Raw genomic sequence first — 23,234 nt, 5'->3', positions numbered from 1 at the left:
TATAAAGCTTCTGCTTGTATGAAACGGAGCCTCTATTCTGATAAAATAGAGGCTCCGTTTTCCCGAATCCAACTATTCTTCATATATTTGCCACCGAAATAAAACGAACCAGCTAATGAAACGGTTTTTCTCATGCATCATCCTCTCCTTCTTCCTGTTGCTTTTGCCCGCCGGACAAGCATCTGCCAACAACAACGACTCCATCCGTTTGAGCCTGTTGACTTGTGCCCCCGGAGAGGAAATATATTCCCTGTTCGGACACACTGCCATCCGTTACGAAAATCCTTCACAAGGGATTGACGTTGTATTCAACTACGGATTGTTCAGTTTCAACACTCCCAACTTCATCTTCCGCTTCTCGCTCGGAGAAACAGACTACCAACTGGGAGCAACGGATTATGAACGTTTTGCAGCTGAATACGCATTTTTCGGACGCAGCGTATGGCAGCAAACGCTGAATCTGACCGATGAAGAAAAGACAGAACTAATCCGGCTATTACAAGAAAATTACCGTCCGGAAAACCGGGTGTACCGTTATAATTTCTTTTACGATAATTGTGCTACCCGCCCCCGGGACAAGATAGAAGAAAGCATTGCAGGAAAAGTGATTTATCCCGCAGAACCGCAGGATGGCTCCCACACTTTCCGCGACATCGTACATCAGTATTGCAAAGGACATCCGTGGGCACGTTTCGGCATCGATCTCTGTATCGGAAGTGAAGCCGATCAGCCCATCACACAACGTCAGATGATGTTTGCCCCTTTCTACCTGATGGATGCTTTCGACGGTGCACAAATTAAAGGCGATTCTATCCAGCGTCCACTCATAACGGCCAACGAGCTGGTAGTCGATGCCACTCCCGAACCGGATGAAAGCAGCCGGATGCCTACTCCGCTTCAATGCTCCTTACTCTTATTTATACTGACAGCCGCCGCCACAATCTATGGAATCCGCCGGAGAACCGGATTATGGGGAATCGACCTCTTTCTTTTTGGTATGGCAGGCATTGTGGGATGCGTCCTCGCCTTCCTCGCACTCTTCTCCCAACACCCGGCAGTCAGCTCCAATTTCCTATTATTGGTATTCCATCCGGGGCAACTTTTTTTCTTGCCATACATTATATATTGTGTCCGAAAAGGAAAGAAATGTTGGTATTTAACCCTGAATCTGATGGTTTTAACACTTTTTATAGTGCTTTTTCCTGTAATTCCGCAAAGATTTGACTTTGCTGTTGTACCTTTGGCACTCGTTTTGCTGATACGTTCAGCGAGCAATCTGATTGTGACATCTAAAAAGAAATAATGAAAGGACTACTAACTTCCCTCATCACCGTACTGACTTTCACCGGGCTACAAGCCCAGTCACTGCCTGCCGCCCCTAAATTAGTAGTAGGGCTGACGATTGACCAATTACGTACGGACTATTTGGAGGCTTTTTCGTCACTCTACGGTGAGAAAGGCTTTAAACGTCTTTGGAAAGAGGGAAGAGTGTTCCATAACGCCGAATATACCTTCTGCGGTATAGACCGTGCTTCTGCCATAGCGGCTATTTATAGCGGTACGACGCCTTCCATGAACGGAATTATTTCTCAACGCTGGATGGATGCCTCTACCCTTCGCCCCGTCAACAGCACAGACGACACGGCATTTATGGGGTATTACACCGACCAGACTGTCGCCCCCACCAAACTACTGACTTCAACCATTGCCGACGAGCTTAAAATAGCGACACAAGGCAAAGGACTCGTATATGCCATTGCACCAGATTGCGATGCCGCACTTTTCGCAGCCGGACATGCCGGAAACGCTGCTTTCTGGATCAATCCCAACACCGGAAAATGGAGCGGAACCACCTATTACGGAGAGTTTCCGTGGTGGGCAAGCCAATATAACGACCGTCAAGCGATTGATTTCCGTATTGCCGGTATGACATGGGAACCTATATTTCCCCGGGGCATGTACACTTTCCTGCCAGATTGGCGGGATATGCTCTTCAAATATAAATTTGATGATGATCGCAATAACAAGTACCGCCGCTTCATCACCAGCCCTTTTGTAAACGATGAAGTGAATGCGCTTGCCGAAGAAGCATTAAACAAAAGTTCGATCGGCATGGATGACATTACTGACTTATTGGCACTCACTTACTATGCCGGAAACTATGCGCATAAATCCGTACAGGAATGTGCCATGGAAATACAAGACACCTATGTGCGTCTTGACCGCAGCATTGCCGACCTGCTCGAAGTTCTTGATAAGAAAGTAGGACTGCAAAACGTGCTTATTTTCGTCACTTCCACCGGATATATAGACAGCGAATCGCCCGATTCGGGATTGTACAAGATTCCTGGCGGAGAGTTTTATCTCAACCGTTGTGCGGCTCTATTGAATATGTACCTGATGGCTACGTATGGCGAAGGAAAGTATGTGGAAGCTCACCATAACCAGCAGATTTATCTGAATCATAAGTTATTGGAAAAAAAAGAACTGAATCTGGCAGAGATCCAACAAAAGTCAGCAGAATTCCTGATGCAGTTCAGCGGAGTGAACGAAGCCTATTCGGCTAACCGGCTATTACTGGGTTCATGGACTCCGGAAATCTACAAAATACGTAACGGCTACCACCGCAAACGTTCGGGTGACCTCGTAATCGACGTCCTCCCCGGATGGACGATCGTCAACGAGAACGGCGGCGACAACAAAGTGGTACGTCATTCTTATATTCCCTCACCGCTGATTTTCATGGGACATTCCGTGAAACCGGCCATTATCCAGACACCTGTAACCATTGACCATATTGCGCCTACACTGGCACATTTTATGCGCATCCGGGCTCCCAACGCCTGTACTTCTGCTCCTATTACCGACCTTCGGTAAAAATTTACTCACAAAAACAGGGAGCAAAACATAAATAAATCAGCATTTTAATGTAACTTTGCGGAGGTTTCTTGATATAAAGATTCCCCAACGCGGATTAACGCAGATTTATGCGGATTAAAAAAAATCCAATTTAATCTTTCCTTTAACCTGCGTAAATCTGCGTTAATCCGCGTTGAAATTGAAATAAATAATAAACTAAATAATATAACATGGGATTTAATGAATTTTTAAGCTCGATTTTCGGAAACAAATCCACACGAGACATGAAAGAAATCAAACCCTGGGTGGAAAAGATCAAAGCTGCTTACCCGGAGATTGAAAAACTAGACAACGACGCCCTCCGTGCCAAAACGGAAGAACTCAAAAAATATATCCATGAATCGGCTACCGCTGAACGTGCGAAAGTGGAAGAGTTGAAGGCAAGCATTGAAACTCTCGAACTGGAAGACCGCGAAGAAGTCTTCGCACAAATCGATAAGACAGAAAAAGAAATTCTGGAAAAATATGAAAAAGCACTGGACGAAGTACTACCTGTTGCTTTTTCTATCGTAAAGGCTACTGCCAAACGTTTTACTGAAAATGAAGAAATCGTTGTAACTGCTACGGACTTCGACCGTCAACTGGCTGCCACGAAAGATTTCGTACGTATCGAAGGTGACAAGGCCATCTATCAGAATCACTGGGTAGCCGGTGGTAATGATACTGTATGGAATATGGTTCACTATGACGTACAGCTCTTCGGTGGTGTCGTTCTGCACAAAGGTAAGATTGCGGAAATGGCAACTGGTGAAGGTAAAACACTGGTAGCCACGCTCCCGGTATTCCTCAACGCATTGACCGGAAACGGTGTACACGTAGTTACCGTGAATGATTACCTCGCCAAACGTGACTCCGAATGGATGGGTCCTCTTTATATGTTCCACGGTTTGAGCGTAGATTGTATCGACCGCCATCAGCCGAACTCCGACGCACGTCGTCAGGCATATCTGGCTGATATCACTTTCGGTACAAACAACGAATTCGGTTTCGACTACCTGCGTGACAACATGGCTATCAGCCCGAAAGACCTTGTACAACGTCAGCACAACTATGCCATCGTCGATGAGGTTGACTCGGTATTGATTGACGACGCACGTACTCCGTTGATTATCTCCGGTCCTGTACCTAAAGGCGATGACCAGTTGTTCGAGCAACTCCGTCCACTAGTGGAACGTCTGGTAGAAGCACAAAAGGTACTGGCTACCAAATATCTTTCCGAAGCAAAAAAACTGATCGCATCCAACGATAAGAAAGAGGTGGAAGAAGGATTCCTCGCTCTATACCGCAGTCACAAAGCATTGCCGAAAAACAAACCGTTGATTAAGTTCCTTAGTGAACAGGGAATCAAGGCCGGCATGCTCAAGACGGAAGAGATCTACATGGAACAGAACAACAAGCGTATGCATGAAGTGACTGATCCACTGTACTTCGTGATCGACGAAAAGTTGAATAGCGTAGACCTGACAGATAAGGGGGTAGACCTGATTACCGGTAACTCTGAAGATCCGACTTTATTCGTTCTTCCGGATATCGCCGGACAGCTTTCGGAACTGGAAAACATGAATCTGACCAACGAGCAACTGCTTGAAAAGAAGGATGAGTTGTTGACTAACTATGCCATCAAATCGGAACGTGTACACACCATCAATCAACTGTTGAAGGCTTACACAATGTTCGAAAAAGACGATGAATACGTAGTAATCGATGGTCAGGTGAAGATTGTAGACGAGCAGACCGGTCGTATTATGGAAGGTCGTCGTTACTCTGACGGATTGCACCAGGCTATCGAAGCCAAGGAACGTGTGAAAGTGGAAGCTGCTACACAGACCTTCGCTACCATTACTTTGCAGAACTACTTCCGTATGTATCACAAACTATCCGGTATGACCGGTACTGCTGAAACGGAAGCAGGCGAACTTTGGGACATCTATAAATTGGACGTAGTCGTTATCCCGACCAACCGTCCGATCTCCCGTAAGGATATGAACGACCGCGTTTACAAGACGAAGCGCGAAAAGTATAAAGCTGTTATTGAGGAAATCGAAAAATTGGTTCAAGCAGGACGTCCGGTACTGGTGGGTACTACTTCGGTAGAAATCTCCGAAATGTTAAGCAAAATGCTTACCATGCGTAAGATTGAGCACAAGGTATTGAATGCTAAGCTGCACCAGAAAGAAGCAGACATCGTTGCTACTGCCGGTTTGAGCGGCACGGTAACCATTGCTACCAATATGGCAGGTCGTGGTACCGACATCAAACTAAGTCCGGAAGTAAAAGCAGCGGGCGGTTTGGCAATCATCGGTACGGAACGTCACGAATCCCGTCGTGTAGACCGCCAGTTGCGTGGTCGTGCAGGACGTCAGGGCGACCCGGGTTCTTCTGTATTCTTCGTGTCATTGGAAGACGACCTGATGCGTCTGTTCTCTTCCGACCGCATTGCCAGTGTAATGGACAAGCTCGGTTTCCAAGAAGGCGAAATGATCGAACACAAGATGATTTCCAACTCCATCGAACGCGCACAGAAGAAAGTGGAAGAAAACAACTTCGGTATTCGTAAACGTCTGTTGGAATATGACGACGTAATGAACAAGCAACGTACGGTGGTTTATACGAAACGTCGTCACGCTTTGATGGGTGAACGTATCGGTATGGATATCGTGAACATGATTTGGGACCGTTGCGCCAACGCTATCGAGAACAACGATTATGAAGGTTGCCAGATGGAATTGCTCCAGACATTGGCCATGGAAACTCCGTTCACTGAAGAAGAATTCCGTAACGAGAAGAAAGATAAGTTGGCCGAAAAGACTTTCAATATTGCTATGGAGAATTTCAAACGCAAAACTGAACGTCTGGCACAGATCGCTAATCCGGTTATCAAACAGGTATATGAAAATCAGGGACACATGTACGAAAACATCCTGATTCCTATCACAGACGGTAAACGGATGTACAATATCTCTTGTAACCTGAAAGCGGCTTACGAATCGGAATCTAAAGAAGTGGTGAAATCGTTCGAGAAATCAATCTTGCTCCACGTAATCGACGAAGCATGGAAAGAAAACTTGCGCGAACTGGACGAACTGAAACATTCCGTACAGAATGCAAGCTACGAACAGAAAGACCCGCTATTGATCTATAAACTGGAATCCGTGACTTTATTTGACGCTATGGTGAACAAGATCAACAACCAGACTATATCTATCTTGATGCGCGGACAAATTCCTGTACAGGAAGCTCCGGATGAATCAGCTGCACGCCGTGTAGAAGTGCGTCAGGCTGCTCCTGAACAACGCCAGGATATGAGCAAGTATCGCGAAAACAAAGAAGATTTGAGTGATCCGAACCAGCAGGCTGCTGCAAGTCAGGATACTCGTGAACAGCAGAAACGTGAACCGATTCGTGCAGAGAAGACAGTAGGTCGTAACGATCCTTGTCCATGCGGAAGCGGCAAAAAGTATAAAAACTGCCACGGAAAGAACCTTTGATTAATTAATAATTAAAAATTATAAATTAAAGGTTGGAAATTGTAGGGTAATGTGCTTTATGGCATAGTCTCTCTATATTCAACTTATAAAAGAAAGTCTCAAACGGTTAAAAACTGTTTGAGACTTTCTTTTATTCTTCCAAAGTTGTACTTTTGTTCAAATTACTAAATAGAACAAAACTATGGCAAAATCTTATTCACTGGCTTTCATCGTTTTATTCCTGCTGACTCTGGGTAGCTGTCAGAGTCTGGAACAGATCCCCATTGATTATCTGCAACCTGCCGACTTGAGCTTTCTTCCGCAACTCCGGAAAGTAGCTATTGTGAATAACACCAGCGACGCCCCGGATAATAAACTGATAACAGAGACTGAAAAAATGAAAGAAGGTACACCATTGATAAGTCGTGCAACGGCTTATGCCAATGGAGATCCTAAGACGGCCACTGAATCACTGGCAGAAGAAATTGCACAGCAGAACTACTTCGATGAGGTGGTTATCTGTGATTCTGCCTTACGTGCCAATGATAAACTGGCCCGCGAAAGTACATTGAGCCAGGAGGAAGTGCGTCAACTGGCTTCTAACCTGGGAGTGGACTTTATTATTGCACTGGAAAACCTGCAACTCAAAGCAACAAAGACGGTCCGTTATCTGGATGAGTTCAACTGCTTTCAAGGAGCGGTAGACGTGAAAGTTTATCCCACGGTGAAAGTTTATCTTCCCGAACGTAGCAGGCCGATGACTACGCTCCATCCTACTGATAGCATTTTTTGGGAGGAGTTTGGAGTTACAGCCATAGAAGCTGCCACTCGCATGATTCCCGACAAGCAGATGCTGGAAGAAGCGGCAGCATTCGCAGGAACGGTTCCGGTGAAATATATTGTCCCTATTTGGAAAAAAGGAACACGGTATCTTTACACTGGCGGTTCGGTTCCCATGCGTGACGCTGCCATTTATGTACGCGAAAATTCATGGGACGACGCATACGAACTTTGGCGTCAGGCTTTCGAAGGAACCAAGAACCAAAAGAAAAAAATGCGGGCAGCTCTCAACATCGCTGTTTACTACGAAATGAAAGATAGTTTGGCTAAAGCGGAAGAATGGGCAGAAAAGGCCCAACAACTAGCCAAGAAAATAGATAAAAAGAACATCACAGATAGTCCTCAAGCTACCATTGATGACGTGCCGAATTATTATCTTACTACCTTGTATTTAGCTGAATTAAAGGAGAGAAATGCTCAATTACCCAAGTTAAAATTACAAATGAGCCGATTTAATGATGATTTTTAAGGAAATTGTGTATCAAATCTTATTTTTTTTATACCTTTGAACTTATAAAAAGAAGGAACCCATGAAATTGAGCCAACAATCATTATCTATTATCGAATCGGCTATCCAAAAGGTAGTCGCTAAATATGCATGTAACTGTGAACAAACAGTCGTAACCGATATCCATCTCCAACCGGATCAGGCATCGGGACAACTTAATATTTACAACGATGATGATGAAGAACTGGCAAACATCATGATCGAAGAATGGGCTACTTATGAAGGGGATGATTTCCTTGAAAACGTGGAACCTTCTCTTCGCAACATTCTTTGCAGAATGAAGGATGCCGGAGATTTCGACAAAGTGACTATTCTAAAACCTTATTCTTTCGTCTTGGTAGATGAAGAGAAAGAAACCGTAGCAGAATTGTTGTTGATTGATGACGACACCATACTGGTAAATGATGAATTGCTGAAAGGGTTGGATAAGGAGTTGGATGACTTCTTAAAGGATTTGTTGGAAAAATAAAGAAGAATTGTTGGAGAAATAAAATACCGTTCTTTTTTTAATAGAGATCTTCAAGATCCATATAAAAAGATAATCGGAAGCAATCAGGATATGTCCTTTATTGCTTCCAATTATTTTATATATATTCCCTATTGATTATTTGTTGTATTTGATTGAGATATTAGCAAGTCTAAGCGGCATGAAGCTGGATACCCCTGCCGGGAGTCTGACCGGTCGCAATCTGATGCAAATATTATCACGGTTCAATAAGGCATCCGGCAACTTAAAGTCATAGACTTTATAACCAGGAATATTCTTCTCCGTCTGTCCACCTGCAGCCGTTCTATCAAACTGTCCCAGAATGGTAAACTCAGAATTATCTACTTTAATCCATTCACCATTCATCGAATAAGCATATTCAACCACTGCAACAGGGCCACCTCCCCAACTTGCATTCATTTCAACCTGAAGAGACAAGGATGTAGAAATACCTACTGTCGATATTTTGTCTACGTAGAAATATGAACTTGTAGACCACGGTTTGCTATTAAAAGCACCGCCTCGCATACGACCATAGTATCCGTCGGTCGTGTTAAGGTTAACATCTCCTCTGAAATCGTCCTGGAATCCCAGAATGTAGTCTGCATAGGTTTGCTGGAAATATTTATTTCCGTCTTTGCTAAGAAGAGCATTCGCCTGCGATGCCTCGCCACCCGTAGGATGGTAATCCGTAAAAGTAGAAGAGCCTATTTCTTTCCAATCGGGTACATTACAATCCCATTCTACAAGCACATCAGTGATCTCGTTTATATCACTGATGTTAATATCTTCTCTGTTAAGCGGAAGAATACATAACCGGCTTTCAGAGATGTCGAAATTTGTAAGTTTCACTTTCGCCACCATTCCTGTTATGCTTCCCGAACCTTTAGGAAGTGTTTCGTGAGCATAAGGAGCTTCAAACGCAGTAAGCATATATGTATTAGAACCGTTTTTATCTCTTATACAGGTCGGATAGTATCTGTAATATGCAGGGAACTTTTCTACCCAATAGTTTTTATTAATCTTACGATCGGCAGCTCCCGGGTCAGTAGTCTTGAAATTAGTGAATGCACCTACCGGAGATGCAATCTCGACATCTTTCAGGGTCACAAGACTAAATACCATATTATCCGTAAGTTCAGCAATCGTTCTTTCAGGAATTGTGAAGGTAGAAAGTTCCGAGCTGATTACGTGGGCAGCAGTGATACCGCTAATCAGTCTATAAGTAAAGCTACCCTCTGATTCTTCTCTTATCATTCCATCTTTCAGACACAATGACACTTTGGCAAATTGTGCAAACGTAATTAAAGATTCGGACTCAAACACAACTGTCTCTCCTGCCTCATTCTGAATGACATAGCGATTGCTCGGGAAGTTCTTCGAAGTGCCATTGGCTACGATGGTTCCTTCAACATATACATTGTTAGTAATTCCACCGACAGCATAACCATGTACGGTTGGATAACTGACAAGTTCCGCATTCGCATATTCAGAATATGCTTGCGAGAGATTAATGGTAGTCGTGACCTTACGCTGGTACTGATCGTCATAACTCAACACAATACTTCCTGTACGGGGTGATTGCGAATTTGTTTCCGTATTAAAATAAAGCTTTCCATCACTTATCCGATACTCCTGCACCCAGTCCACCGTTGGCGTAATAACGATATCCGTTTCGGGCACATTGGTAGAGATCTCCATTTCATATTCACCTCCTTTGGTAAACAGCTCCATCTTATCACTGGCAGGAACAATAAATGGATAACGGGATAATTGTTTTATCTTGATTACATCCGCAGTCTTACCATCTTTCGTAAATACACGAATATCACAGAAACGTTCGGAATCACTGATATTCTCATCAAAAGTCACAGTGAAATAAGTTCTTGATGACTGGGCTCCACGTATATCCGTAGAAAACCAGGTTGATTCTGCAAAATCAATGCGCCACTCGGTATTGGACTTTACCTCCACCTGAACCGGATCACCTTCCGCCTGAAGAATAATCTCATTATTTGTTATTTCCAATATGCCGGCTTCATTTTCGTCAGAGCATGACGGAAACATTATGATTGCCATCACAGCCAGAAAAGCTGTCCAGGCTATTGAATCTTTAATTTTCATGTTCATCAATTATTAGATTTAATCTCACCTGTTTTATATAGTATCTCATAAGCTTCATTCCGATCATTTAATACAAAGATCTGAAACTTCTCTCCACCCGGATAAACACGCGTAACAACATGTCCGGCAGGTTTTATCTTCAAGCCGTCCTCTCCCAACCGACTTCTGTTGCTGTCTACCAGACCGGCAGCAAAAACAGACCGTTCACCGGCATAAAGACTTTGAGATAACATCCGGCTTAGCGGGGCCGGTTGAGGATGATAGTAATCCCATACGGGAATCACGTAGGCTTGGGCTTTCACTTGGGAAATGTAGGTATCGCACATAGCGTCAGAGTATGCATGATGATTGGCTACTACCACATCTGTTTCACCCAGTAATGTAGCTACAGGTGTTTCTATATCAAACCATTCCGGTGCTTTTTCCACTCCAAGAATATCCCCGCCCGAGAAGTAATCGAAATTACCGTATGTGATACGTATTCCGCAACTGCAACGGTTCTCGTTCAACTGTTCACTCGAAGAAGCGGTAGATGGAACAAGCTCTTTGGAAGTCGTTCCGCTGCCTGTCCATATTTTACCGTTACCCACTATATTACGAACTTCGAATGTAGGATAGGAACCTGGAGCTTTCAATAGTTTGATTTGTGTGTTACTTCCTGTCACAAACCCTTCATTCTTTTTACCTTCCCGGTCACGAGCAGCAACATATAATTTATAGTTTGAGATATGAGCACCCGTGACTTTAGCCGCTGTCGGATAATCATAGGTAGGGTAGCCACGATCTATCAATGTGGAAATATCCAGAAGATTACCCACATGAGTTATTCCGGTGAGTTTGTAGTCCAGCCCTACTTTTTCGATTGCCAGTTTTCCATTCTGTCCGATATGGTCTGTATCGAAGTGAGTGAGCAGGGCATAATCAATAGCACCGTTATTTTTCAACGGCAATGAGAAATGTTTTATATATTGGGCAATCCATTCAGCAGGCCGTTTAGAGTCATTAGGAACTGCTTTCATGATCTCCTGGGTACCGGTGTGCACTCCCAAATCGCCTGCGTCCAGCAACATGGTAGTCCCGTCCGGGAAAATAAGATAGGCTGCATTCCCTCTTCCCGTGCTAATCTGATGAATGTCCAAATAACCTGCCTGCCACTCCGGAAGGTATTCATACACTTTATCTACAGCATCATCCGGAAAAGGCTTTTCCTGTTGGCAACTAGCGAATGTAGGCAGCATCATAACAGCCCCTAGAAATAATATCTTACTATTCATTGTTTTATTCTTTAATATTCTATTAATCAATTTGTTTAACACTGTATATACCGGCTTCTTCTTTAGTCATTTCATTGCCGCCTCCGTATCCCGGATTTTGCTTCAAGACATTGCTGACAGAAATTGACTTTTCCGGAATAGGAAAAAGTTCATAATGATCGTCGTTAGTAGGTTTATGATCCCACCAGGAACCTGTTGTATACAACCCCCAACGACGAAGATCGGTACGACGACGCTGTTCACCCAGAAACTCGACCATCCACTCATCAAGAATCCGGTACTTGTCGATATTCGTTTCGGTCACCGGATCAGGATCGGCTTTGTTCTCGAAATTGCGTTTACGCACTTCATTGAAAAGATTGGCTGCTTCCTTTTTATAGCCGCTTCTATATTTACATTCAGCAAGCATATAATAGATTTCAGCAAAACGAATAACTGGATAATCTGGATTAAAAGCAATGGTTTTGTCGATATTATCGGGAACCGGCAGTTTACACAAACGTATTCCGGAATTCTCTTCCCCAGTACTTATATTGGAGGGAAGTTCATTCACTGAAGAATATTCTCCATCTTTCACTTTCTTGAATTGTGCCACCTGATCGACAAATTCAAGAACCTCACCCGGATATTCGTACAGTCCCGTGCACTTCACCTCTGTGCCACTTCTTGATGTACGCTGTAATTTTCCATAAAGGAACATTCCTTCGTATTTTCCATTCCCTTTATACAAGTACAATTTTTTACGAAGATCTTTATTATTGAACTTAGCAAAAGGTCGCCCGAGCTTATCCGTATAGGGATCGCCATTGGGTTTAAGAGACGGCTGAAGATGCATACCGTTAGTAGAAGAATAGCCGCTTAGATCAAAATAGTTCTTTGCATTATAATGATTATAGCGTTCGAACTGCCATTGAAACAAAGTACCTTTTGCATATTGCGATTGAACAGACCACATTACTTCCTTAGATTTATTATTATCGAAAGTGAAAGGACCGAACCAGTCTTCCTCCAATTCGTAATAACCGTATTTACCATCTAATAAATCCTGGCAAACCTGCGCACATTCAGCAAAACGGCTCTCTCCCATGTAGACTTCCGCATTAAAATATAATTGAGCAAGAAGGGCGGCGGCAGTTCCTTGACGTAAATAGCCTTCTTCCAGCATATCTGCTCTTTTTTTCTCTAATTTGGGAATAGCGGCAAGCAGCAGTTCTTCCACATAATTAAAGGTTTCGCGTGCAGTGGAACGTGGAACCTCCTCGGTAGTAGAGCGCCGGTAAATAGGCATACCCCCATAGAAATCAAGTCCCCGCAGATAAAAATAGGCAACCAATGTCTGAAGCTGCATCTGATGATCCGCTTTCAATTCTTCCGTCATACCCAGTGATACATAATCCACACCGGATAAGTCTTCCTTACAAGCTAAAGCCATTGCCACTCCCATGCCTACCCCACGCCAGGTTTCTTCGTTGTTGGGGTGAAGAGGTGTCCAGTCGTGATGCTGCAGTTGGGAATATCTGACATCATTATAATGTATTCCTTTTTGTGTGACACACATCTCGTCCGTTGTACATTCCTGAAGAATGGCACGGTCGAATCCGTGAAACCAACGCCAATGTGTGAAAGAGCGTACCAAGAAAGAGTAGACAGTTTCCTTAGATGTGAAATAAGTGTCCGGAGTGACTTCGGAATACCACTTCTCATCCAGATTTGTACAACCGGATGACACCAGAAGGGTGAGGAAGGAGATGATGATTAAAATATTTCGTCTCATATCATTTTATTAGTTTATAGGTACTTTAATATTAGAATTGGATTTTCATACCAACGGTATATCTACGAGTTTCAGGATAAATATTATTAAACCATTCATAACCGGGGTCCAGTCCGTTGACATTTACTTCCGGGTTAAGTCCTGAATATTTCGTGAAACATGCCACATTCCGGACGGTCAGGTAAAGATCAATCTTATCTATATATTTCTGCCACTTTTTCATGTTAAGAGAATATCCCAAACTAATGGCGTCTATCTTTAAGAAAGTGCCATCCTCAAGCCAGTAATCGCAAAGCTGCTTTACTTCTTTGATGTGGCGGTTATCAATGTACGCATTGCGAAGAACGTTCTGGCCTGCTACTTCAGAAAGTCCATAGTACATATTTATGGTATTAAACACGTCGAAATCGATCCAGCTACGCAGGTTGATACCTAAAGAGAGGTTCTTGTAAGTGAAGGTATGATCCCACGATACCATCAATGCAGGAATAGCATTACCGATGTACCGCTTGTCATCATAGGTCTTCTTATCGCTAAGAATTACATTGTCGTTCTTATCATACAGAAGCCATCTTCCATTATCCGTGATACCGGCATATTTCCAAATATAATAGCTTCCGATCTTTGTTCCTGCTTCAATTCTTCCGGCTGATCCGTTCGTTCCCGGTGACGGGAATCCTACCCGATCCTGGTAGGTATTATTCCCCCACAAAGAGGTGATTTTGGAAGAAGAATGGGATAGACGCATGGTAGTTGTCCAGTTAAAGTCTTTGGTTTTGACAGGCACTCCACCAATCTCAAACTCCCATCCGGTATTCTCAAGATTACCATAATTCATAGTCGTTTTCTCGTAAACGGCAGGAGGATTGGGTACACTGATATTGTATAACATTCCGGAAACTCTTCTTTTATATATATCGAACTTTCCAAAAAGCCGGTTATTCAGAAACGCATAATCCAAACCGATGTTAAGCTCTGCTTTCTTTTCCCAGTGCAAGTCATTATTGACATTACGAGCCGGTCCATAAGAAGTGATCCACGTACCGTTATAAGGCCACATTGAATTGGAGGAGTACATGGCTGTGGATGCTCCTGCAGAGAAATTGTTATTTCCCGTCACACCATAACCGACACGTACTTTGAGGTCATCAAGAAAACTGACATCACGCAGAAAGGTTTCATTAGATATACGCCATCCACCTGATACAGCCCAGAATGTCCCCCAACGATGATTCTTTCCAAATTTGGAAGATCCCTCATGACGAACGCTTCCTGTAACCATATAACGGTCTTTATAGCTATAATTCGCCCGGCCAAAGAAGGAGATAAGACGTTCACGAGGATATTTGTGGGAAGACATAGCTGCTTTTCCATCAGAAAGCCAGCTACCTGTTCCCATGTCCCAAGCTCCTACTCCATCCACAGGGAAATCGAAATTAGACATATCAAAGTTTTCAGAATTGTTTTCCCAATAGCTATATCCGGCCACCGCACTGACCGTATGGTCTTCTGCAAAAACACGCATGAAATTAATAGTAGGTTCAAAAGAAACATTGACTGTTTTACTATATCCGTGAAATCCCTTTCCTTTATAACTTCCATTCAAAGATGTTCTGTGTAATGCGGATACATAATGCGTCTGCTGATACTGGCGATCTTCCCAGCCGAGAGTGGCTTGCGCCGAAAATCCGGCAGGCAAATTGAGCTTTACCGTAGCATCCGCCTTGAGCCATTTATCAACATTATCCGTCTGCTTGAGCATAACTTCCGCTAATGGATTATAATATTCACTGCCACCAACCAATACATTATAGCCTGTTTCACTAGTACTATCATAAACATGTTCCGTCGGATTCATCTTCAATGCCATATCGAAACAAGAACTACTGCTCCGCTGATCCCGATGTGCTTCACGGTATTCTGTGTGTAAACCTATTTCCAATAAGTCATTGAGAAGATTAAAGTTTGCATTGATACGCCCCGAATAATCTTTACGATTATCGCCTATCGCAATACCTTTCTGATCCTGTGCCATAATAGTAGCATATATTCTGGCTGTATGTCCACCTCCCGAAAGGGTGACAACATGACGCTGCGAAAGTGCTCCCTCATTTAAAAGTTCACCGTACCAATCGGTAGACGCTCCCAGATCTGTTCCCACACCGAACCTCACGAAAGCATCGCGATCCAGAACCTGTGGCCTTCTGGAAACTTGTTCGGTGGACAGTTCTCCTGTATATGATAATGTGACAGGACCTTCTTTCGCTTTCTTGGTAGTCACGAGAATGACACCACCGGCCGCCCTTGTTCCGTAAATAGCACCTGCAGAGGCATCCTTCAAAACATCAATGGATTGAATATCTTCTTGACTGATGGAACGCAAATCACCACCGGGAATTCCGTCTATCACAATCAAAGGGGAAGAAGAAGCATTGATAGAAGCTACCCCACGAAGCTGGAAACTAGCAGAGGCATTCGGACTGGAAGTTTCGGAAACATTCATACCGGAGATTTTTCCTTTCAGAGCAGTCGCAATGGTAGAGCCTCCCAATCCGGTCACTAAATCTTTTGAAGATATGGAAGTAATGGAGCTGGTCACAGCACGTTTCTCCATTGTTCCATAACCGATAACGACTACTTCATCCAGCAACTGATGATCTTCTTTTAATACCAAAGACAAGTTTGTCCGATTTCCCACCTTTACTTCAAGAGACTGAAAACCGATATATGAAATCAGTAATACAGCATTTGACGCAACTGACAGGTTAAATTTTCCATCCAAATCAGAAACTGCACCTTTCCCAGCCACTCCTTTCTCCTGGATACTGGCACCAATTACCGGATCTCCATTCGTATCTACAATCACTCCTTGTATCTTTTTCGAAGTTGCTTCCGTTTGCTCTTGTTTTACCGGTACGGGAACCAGAACGATATACCCTTTTTCTATCTTATAGGTAAATCCCGTTCCCGCGAGCAACTTATCAAGAACAACAGAGAGTTTTTGTTTCTTAAAATCAACACTCAACGTCCGATTCACATCTATTTTAGTCCGACTATAAGTAATGCTTAATTGCGTCTGACTTTCAATAGCATCAAAAGCTTTCAACAAAGTTATGTTTTTTCCGGCAATGGTAATCAACTGATTCTGCCCATAGATAGTGCCCAAAGGGACTATAAAGAATAAGGTTAACAATAAAATGCGCAAATTACTTGTATGTTTTATAGTAAAATAAGAATTAAAATTCATACTTTTGTATATTAAATGAATACTACATTTAAGGTTCACTATTTCCTAAAATTTTAAATGATAACGGTATTTATTTCGGGTTGGACAAAAGGATCAGTTTTGTCCAACCTTTTTATGGATGGGTACCTCCTTTCTTACTCTTATTCGCCGGTGAAGCTGCTGTCAGTATCACAACCTTATTGTCTGTGACCTTGCTTTCCATACCTCCGACAGTCATTGTTACAATATGAATTGCCGCTTGAAGAGGTTCACCCTTTCTAAGCTTAATGGTATATAAATCATTTGTGTATAAATGCGGTTCTGCCTTTATTTCTACATTATAATGTCGTCCCAATGTGTTCAGAATATCTTCCAGATGGCAATCGACAAAATTCAATTCACCACGTGTCCAACCGGAAGCCATCATCACATCTATTTTTCGTTTTTCATAATTCTTAGTCAAGTGATTGTATTCAAGTTGTTCACCGGGAGTAAGAATAAAACAGCTGTCTGGTGCCAGCAGGTTATTGATTTGCACTTTTCCATTTTCAAGAGTTGTAGTCGTTTTCCTGTCTTCCGAATATGCCTGTATATTAAACTTCGTACCTAAAGCACGAACTGATAACAAAGATGTCTTGACAATAAACGGATGTTTCTTATCCTTATGGACATCAAAATTCGCCTCTCCGGAAAGATAAACAGTACGTGTATCGCCTCGAAAGCTTTTCGGATAAATGATACTGCTCTCTGAATTGACCTGTACCTTTGTCCCATCCGGCAAAATCAATTCTCCCCGTTCACCCATGGGAACAATATATTCTACCAATTTGCAAGAATCAGTATAATCATTTATATAATACCACGACAATAGCACTGAAAATAAGGGGATTAATATCATAGAAGCAACGCGAAGAAGCGGTTTGATTTCCCAACGCGGTTTTATTATCGGATTTGCAAGTCCCGCTTTACGCCGAACCTCATACCATGAACGCCGGGTGGCCTCATCAGGTTCAGCGATGATATTCGTCCACTCTTCCTGTATAGCTTCTTCTTTATCTTCTGCATCAACAGGAGAAACCAGCCAACACCAAAACTTCATCTGCAAAGAGTTTTGCAGGGGATGGCGAACAAAAAAATGTATTAGTTCTGATATGCTTTTCTTTTTCATTATTCTATTCGTTTATTAATAAGATGCACGAGATAGAATACACGCACAGTCTAAAAGCTATTTTTTTCTACTTTTTTGAAAAAGGAGAATAAAAGAAGAGTTTTGTGGTCTTATTTAGAAAAGATAAAAGTGTTTCAGCATCTTGCGGATATCAGCCAATGCTTGTGTGAGATGGTTTTCTACAGTCCGTTTGTTTATTGCAAGCAGTTGCGCTATCTCATCATTGTTTTTGCCTTCTTTACGGCTCATCTCATAAATTCTTTTTCGTTGAGCGGGCATTTGCTCTACCGTATGCTGTATCAACAGCAGTAATTCTTCGGCAAACATATTTTCCTCAATGTTTTCCGCATCCTCATTCTGCTGACGGGAAAGATTCTCCTGTTGCTTTTCTCCATATTCATTCACCAAAAGTATATGTCGTAAATGCTGGTACACAGCATTCCGGGAAGTCCGATAAAGGTAGGCATTCAGATTTTCAATTTTTGCCATCTCCTCACGCTTCTGCCATAGTTTAAGGAGAATATCTTGTGCAAAGTCCTCTGCTGTTATATCATCCTGAAGTAAACCGGATATAAAACGTTTCACTCTCGGGAAATAACGCATAAACAAAACCTCAAAAGCTTTCTCATCTCCTCGTGACAAAGCTCTCAACAGTATTTGCTCTTCTGTAAATTCCATTTGCAACTATTGTGTTTAAGTATTAGTTGCAGCAAATATAAGAAATTTCCTATTAGCAATGAAATTAGAAACTCTTTATGAAAGGGGGCTAAGACAAATATAGCCGGGTAATGTTTCATACCCGGCTATATATTATGTGCATATTACTTATATATCACTTACTTTTATTTAGTTCTTCAATGTCTGTGCCTTACTCTTCTCTGCCCAGGCTTTCTCCATCCCATAGAAGTTTATTTCCTGTCCTGCAGGCTTCCCGTCCAGCTCCGCCTGTTTCTGCTCAAAGAAGGCTTTCCAACGCTGATAATACAAGTCTTTCAAGAGTCCGCTCCATTCCCGATGCGAATAATCATGTAGTCCGCCTTGATTGGCAGCAATGCTATCTCCCCAGACTGTGATTAATGCGGAAGCATTCCATTCGTACAATCGCTTTTCTTCTTCTGTAGTTCCCAAAGAACGAGCTGCATTCAACCAAGAGGAAACGGAGAATTCTTTCCGGGTAGATAACAAATGATCCTGTGCCAATATCAAGTCCAGGAATTGCTGTGTTTGTCTGCGGAAATTCTCTTTGTCCTTTCGGTCATAGCTATGTGATATTTCTTCAAGTAACACATTTCCTTTATCGGCATTACTCTGACGTACGATGTCTACCAAGTCATATTCAAAATTATTGTTTCCTTTATACTGGTCGGCAACGGAAGTAAATAGCAGGGCTGCCTTTGCTGTAGAATCCGGAGCATAAAATAGTTTGGAATATCCCCAAGTGGAAGTTCTATCCAGATGGAAACCCGGACGGGCACATAACAAAGACTCAATGGTTCCTTCACCCTGATAATCTTTCGGAGCATTGTAAACGGTGTGTTCCAATGCACGCCAAGCCTCCATTATTTCCGGTGAAACTTCTCTGCCATAACGAGCTTTCAAGTAAGTCTGCAACCATTCATCGGAAGAAAAGCGTTCTTCACGCCAAGGAAGTTCGTAAAGTAGTTCGAACATCACCGGATTATTCTCTATGCCCTCCGGGGTTGCTCCTACTCCATGCAACGTTTTCCCGTTAGTGTGTGCACAAGCATCATAATAACCGTTCACCAACTGATTCATCCGGCCGTGCAAGCCGACATTACCTCCAAAATTCAGCAACATACAATAGAGCCAGTCGTGTTTGCCAAAGCCTTTTTCCCGATACCACATGGAGTCCGGATCTCCCCATTGGGGACGTTTCTCGCTATACAAATCTAAAACGAGCAAATCTCCCTGATTAAGAGAAGCAATCATTTCTTCCCGAGGATTCGCCTGCCAAGCCTGAATGATCCAAACAGCCTTCGGATTGGCTTTCTTCATGGCTGCCATAATGGAAGCACCCGTTTTCGCCAAGTCGACTCCTTCCGTGTTGCCTCCCTCATGGAATGGGTCCATACTGTAATAGTTGGCTTTTCCATAAAGTCTCTCCAATTCCTCATAATACATAGCGGCAAAAGAATCGAAATGTTCATCTTCCGTAGAAAGGAAAGCCGGACGGGGGAAACCGCACCATTTACCGGGATCAGCGATCTGATAACCCAGCTTTTCACCAATGTTACGGGGAACCATTCCAGCATATCCGGGGAATACGGGTTCAATACCCAACTCCCGCATGCGGGCTACGATCTTCTTCTGAAGCGCTTCTTGTTGCTGATACCAGCTATCGGGGTTCGGTCCGCCCCAACCCTCGAGATTATTCATTTGCCACCAAGCCATAAAGGCCGGGCCGGAAATAAATTCATTGACTTCTTCTGTTGTGTATCCCAAACGTTTCAGCAAATTGTACCAGACCACCTCCATTCCGGTGATGCTCAAAGGCATATTGATGCCATGCATTGCCATCCAGTCTATTTCTTTTTCCCAACGCTCCCAATCCCAGAAAGCCATGGAATAAGAATAGGTACAATAGTTCAGATAATATCTGTCCTGCATGGATGTTTCCTTACGTATCTTTTCCTGTGGAAGCGGTAGTATTTCCGGTAACTTCTGCGAAAGATTATTCCAGGAAAGATGAATACCGGCTACATATTTCAGATACCAGTTCAACCCCGTAGCCAGAGACAAATCAGAGTTTCCGGTTATCAGCACTTTACCCTCTTCAGAAGATATTTCAAAATAATCTCTTAACGGATTGTTTTCATCAGCAATCATCCGAAAAAGAATACGATCTTTCGAAGTACCCTCCGTCACACGATCTGCCAATGCATTGACAGGCGACTGTTCGGTTTGGCAGCTACATATCCATGTAGCCCCCAATAATAGAATGAATAAAAGACGTGTATACATAGCTTTATTTACAATTTATCAAATATAATAATTAAGAGTCGTATTTTATCTATTTACTACGTTTTATTCAATGAAATAAGAAGAATTGTGGACGGCCATATACATTTATATCTTTCACCTTTCCTGACAAGAATGAACCTTTACGAACTTTCACGCGAAAAGCCGAAACCTTATAAATTTCTTTCAGATCTATAATAACCCGGTGAGGATGATTAGGTTCCATAGCCGCATCCGTATGCCAAAAAGAAGAGATATCTCCATCAAACAGGTTTTCCGCTATTCCCAAGTTCTTATCAGCTTGTTCGCTGCTTACATAAACGACTTCCCATTTAGTTTTGTCAATCGGTTGTCCCTTATCATCTATCAGTTCCACTTCCGAAATGCAGGCCTGATTATCCTCTGTGTAGGAAGACAGAGTCTCTATACAGAAGTGGCGGAGAGTAGTCGCAACCGGTAAATCGAATGACTGCCACTCATTAGTCTCCTGCAAAGTAGTTTTTAATGCAAGATCACCGTCTTCCAGAATCGGAGTGCCTGCCACTGCACGACGCTGGCCCTTCTGATAATTCTTATCAATACCTAGACTATCCAGAATGGGTTGATTCAATCCTTGCAAAACACGCTTACCCGTATCTTCCATTTCAAACACTACAATTTCGTTTTCTCCCTCTTTCAGCCATGGAGCGGGCAGATAGAGTGTTTGTTGAGGGCCGATATTCCAGAAACGTCCCAGAGATTTGCCATTTACCCAGACAGCACCTTTGCCCCATTGACTCATATCCACAAAGCAGTCACCTTTCTTCTCTACTGTAAACGTTCCTTTATGGAAAGCGGGAACGCCTTTGATGGTTTCGCCAAACTCCATTTCCGAAACTTTTTCTTTATACAGAGGCAATGGAGTAATAGACCATCCGGTCAACTTTTCATTTCCCCACAAAACTTGGCTGGTGATACCTTTCCGGTTAAACAGTATATCGGGGCCGTAGTTGACGCGTCCGGTATTTTCTACCAGAATCTCCAGTGTGGCAGGTGTCTTCGGCACATTCAAGGTCACACTGTTCTGATTGTAACGACGATCCAGACTGGCTACCTGCTTACCATCAATGAGGATCACAGCATAGTCACGCAAATCCTGTATGACAAGTTTCTGTCTTCCCGCTTTGGGGAGTGTTGCCTGATAATGAATATATCCGAAATCAACCCCCAAGTCTTCCATCGACAGCACATTTTCCGACTGGGTAGTCTGATGAAATGCAGTCCTTAATGGAGCACTTTCCTTTAATTCGACTGTTGCAAAAGTGGTAATCGGATTATCTGCCGGAACTTCCGGCAGTACTGTTCCCGCAGGCAGGTATTTCTGAATCACTTCCCTGAATGCATGATATTTGGGATAACAATTTCCCCATTCACCCAAGGGAGCGTCATAATCATAGCTTGTGGGCTGGGGCTGATAACCGCCTCCGGTATTGGCTCCATTGGTATACTCAAAGTTTGTACCACCGTGGAACATATACATGCTGACAGAAACACCGTGGCTCAACATCCAGTCCAGCTGTTCGGCAGGACGTTCATAAGCAACAGAGGAATGCCGTCTGCCCCACTCATCAAACCAGGCCGGATAAAACTCCGCTACAAAATAGGGACCGCCCTTTTGGTACTTATCTACCACTTTGAATATATCTTCACCAAACACTCCGTTCAATGTAGGCAATGCACCCTCAACATGTCCGGCTTCCACCTGTCCACCACCGTCACAGGTAAATAGCGGAACATTGAATCCTGCTTCTTTAATCATATCGCGGATAGCGGCAAGATACTCTTTATCCGCAGCATACGATCCATATTCATTCTCCACCTGCACCATAATAATATTACCTCCATTATTGATGGTCAAAGGAGACAGTTGTTTGCCTAGTTCTTTGATATATCGTTCACAATAGGACAGGAAACGCGGATCTTTACTACGATAAGTCAGATCCTTTTCTTTCAGCAGCCACGACGGGTAACCTCCGAAATCCCATTCTGCACATACATACGGACCGGGACGAAGAATCACATACAGTCCCTCTTCCTGTGCCGTACGGATAAATTCTGCAATATCAGCCTGTCCGCTAAAGTCAAATTCTCCCGGCTGACGTTCATGGAAGTTCCAGAAGACGTAGGCAGACACCGTATTCAGACCCATCGCACGCGCTCTCTTCAAGCGGTCACGCCAATACTCGTGCGGAATGCGGGGATAGTGCATTTCTCCACAAATCAACTGGATATCCTTTCCCTCGATAGTAAAAGTACCATTTCCTATTCTAACCTGTTCCTTGGGGGAGGAACAGGATGAAATTAGAAATGATACTATGATGTTAAGTATAACAAGTACGGTTTTATGATTTTTGTTCATCTTCATTCAAATAAGATGTGAATTCCGAATACTCCGACCGCAACATGAAATCCATTCCATACGGTCGGAA

13 protein-coding genes are annotated in these 23,234 nt (G+C 43.1%); 5 read left to right on the top strand and 8 right to left on the bottom strand.

Annotated features, from left to right (window positions below; all coding sequences use genetic code 11):
• Positions 1 to 115: 115 nt before the first annotated feature.
• The 5 genes from AB3G73_RS23405 (at position 116) to AB3G73_RS23385 (ending at position 8,203) form a co-directional block, all read left to right on the top strand.
• Positions 116 to 1,303 (top strand): DUF4105 domain-containing protein, encoded by a 1,188-nt coding sequence (locus AB3G73_RS23405; protein ID WP_148364399.1) that lies wholly within the window; start codon positions 116 to 118, stop codon positions 1,301 to 1,303.
• A complete protein-coding gene (locus tag AB3G73_RS23400; protein ID WP_148364398.1) occupies positions 1,303 to 2,877 on the top strand; it encodes an alkaline phosphatase family protein in 1,575 nt (524 codons plus the stop codon). Before AB3G73_RS23405 ends, AB3G73_RS23400 begins: the two co-directional genes overlap by 1 nt.
• Before the next feature lie 212 nt (positions 2,878 to 3,089).
• Complete coding sequence (gene secA, locus AB3G73_RS23395) at positions 3,090 to 6,407, top strand: preprotein translocase subunit SecA (protein WP_148364397.1); 3,318 nt, start codon at positions 3,090 to 3,092, stop codon at positions 6,405 to 6,407.
• 181 nt (positions 6,408 to 6,588) lie between these two features.
• A complete protein-coding gene (locus tag AB3G73_RS23390; RefSeq protein WP_367745693.1) occupies positions 6,589 to 7,695 on the top strand; it encodes a DUF6340 family protein in 1,107 nt (368 codons plus the stop codon).
• Positions 7,696 to 7,756: 61 nt separating this feature from the next.
• Positions 7,757 to 8,203 carry a hypothetical protein gene (locus AB3G73_RS23385; protein ID WP_217721609.1) on the top strand — a complete coding sequence of 149 codons (447 nt, stop codon included), beginning with the start codon at positions 7,757 to 7,759 and terminating at the stop codon, positions 8,201 to 8,203.
• A gap of 135 nt (positions 8,204 to 8,338) precedes the next feature.
• Here AB3G73_RS23385 and AB3G73_RS23380 read toward each other — a convergent pair whose 3' ends face one another.
• The 8 genes from AB3G73_RS23380 to AB3G73_RS23345 form a co-directional block, all read right to left on the bottom strand.
• Positions 8,339 to 10,351: a DUF5689 domain-containing protein gene (locus AB3G73_RS23380; RefSeq protein WP_217721608.1), complete on the bottom strand. Its 2,013-nt coding sequence runs from the start codon at positions 10,349 to 10,351 to the stop codon at positions 8,339 to 8,341.
• Positions 10,351 to 11,619 carry a hypothetical protein gene (locus tag AB3G73_RS23375; RefSeq protein ID WP_217721607.1) on the bottom strand — a complete coding sequence of 423 codons (1,269 nt, stop codon included), beginning with the start codon at positions 11,617 to 11,619 and terminating at the stop codon, positions 10,351 to 10,353. Before AB3G73_RS23375 ends, AB3G73_RS23380 begins: the two co-directional genes overlap by 1 nt.
• Before the next feature lie 22 nt (positions 11,620 to 11,641).
• A complete protein-coding gene (locus AB3G73_RS23370) occupies positions 11,642 to 13,393 on the bottom strand; it encodes a RagB/SusD family nutrient uptake outer membrane protein (RefSeq protein ID WP_217721606.1) in 1,752 nt (583 codons plus the stop codon).
• A 31-nt stretch (positions 13,394 to 13,424) separates the two neighbouring features.
• Positions 13,425 to 16,640, bottom strand: a complete 3,216-nt coding sequence (locus tag AB3G73_RS23365) for a SusC/RagA family TonB-linked outer membrane protein (RefSeq protein WP_217721605.1) — start codon at positions 16,638 to 16,640, stop codon at positions 13,425 to 13,427.
• A 112-nt stretch (positions 16,641 to 16,752) separates the two neighbouring features.
• Entirely contained in the window at positions 16,753 to 17,787 is a 1,035-nt protein-coding gene (locus AB3G73_RS23360; RefSeq protein ID WP_217721604.1) for a FecR family protein, read from the bottom strand.
• Positions 17,788 to 17,901: 114 nt separating this feature from the next.
• Positions 17,902 to 18,465 carry an RNA polymerase sigma-70 factor gene (locus AB3G73_RS23355; protein WP_120080037.1) on the bottom strand — a complete coding sequence of 188 codons (564 nt, stop codon included), beginning with the start codon at positions 18,463 to 18,465 and terminating at the stop codon, positions 17,902 to 17,904.
• A 168-nt stretch (positions 18,466 to 18,633) separates the two neighbouring features.
• The gene (locus tag AB3G73_RS23350; RefSeq protein ID WP_367745692.1) at positions 18,634 to 20,769 is read right to left on the bottom strand and encodes an alpha-N-acetylglucosaminidase; all 2,136 of its coding nucleotides are present in this window, start codon (positions 20,767 to 20,769) and stop codon (positions 18,634 to 18,636) included.
• Between the two features lie 67 nt (positions 20,770 to 20,836).
• Positions 20,837 to 23,164, bottom strand: a complete 2,328-nt coding sequence (locus AB3G73_RS23345) for a beta-galactosidase (protein ID WP_367745727.1) — start codon at positions 23,162 to 23,164, stop codon at positions 20,837 to 20,839.
• Positions 23,165 to 23,234: the final 70 nt, after the last annotated feature.

Source organism: Bacteroides sp. L008 (assembly GCF_040812255.1).
Taxonomy (GTDB): Bacteria; Bacteroidota; Bacteroidia; order Bacteroidales; family Bacteroidaceae; genus Bacteroides; species Bacteroides vicugnae.
Note: the sequence above shows the minus strand (reverse complement) of the source record. Positions and strands in the feature narration are given on the sequence as shown.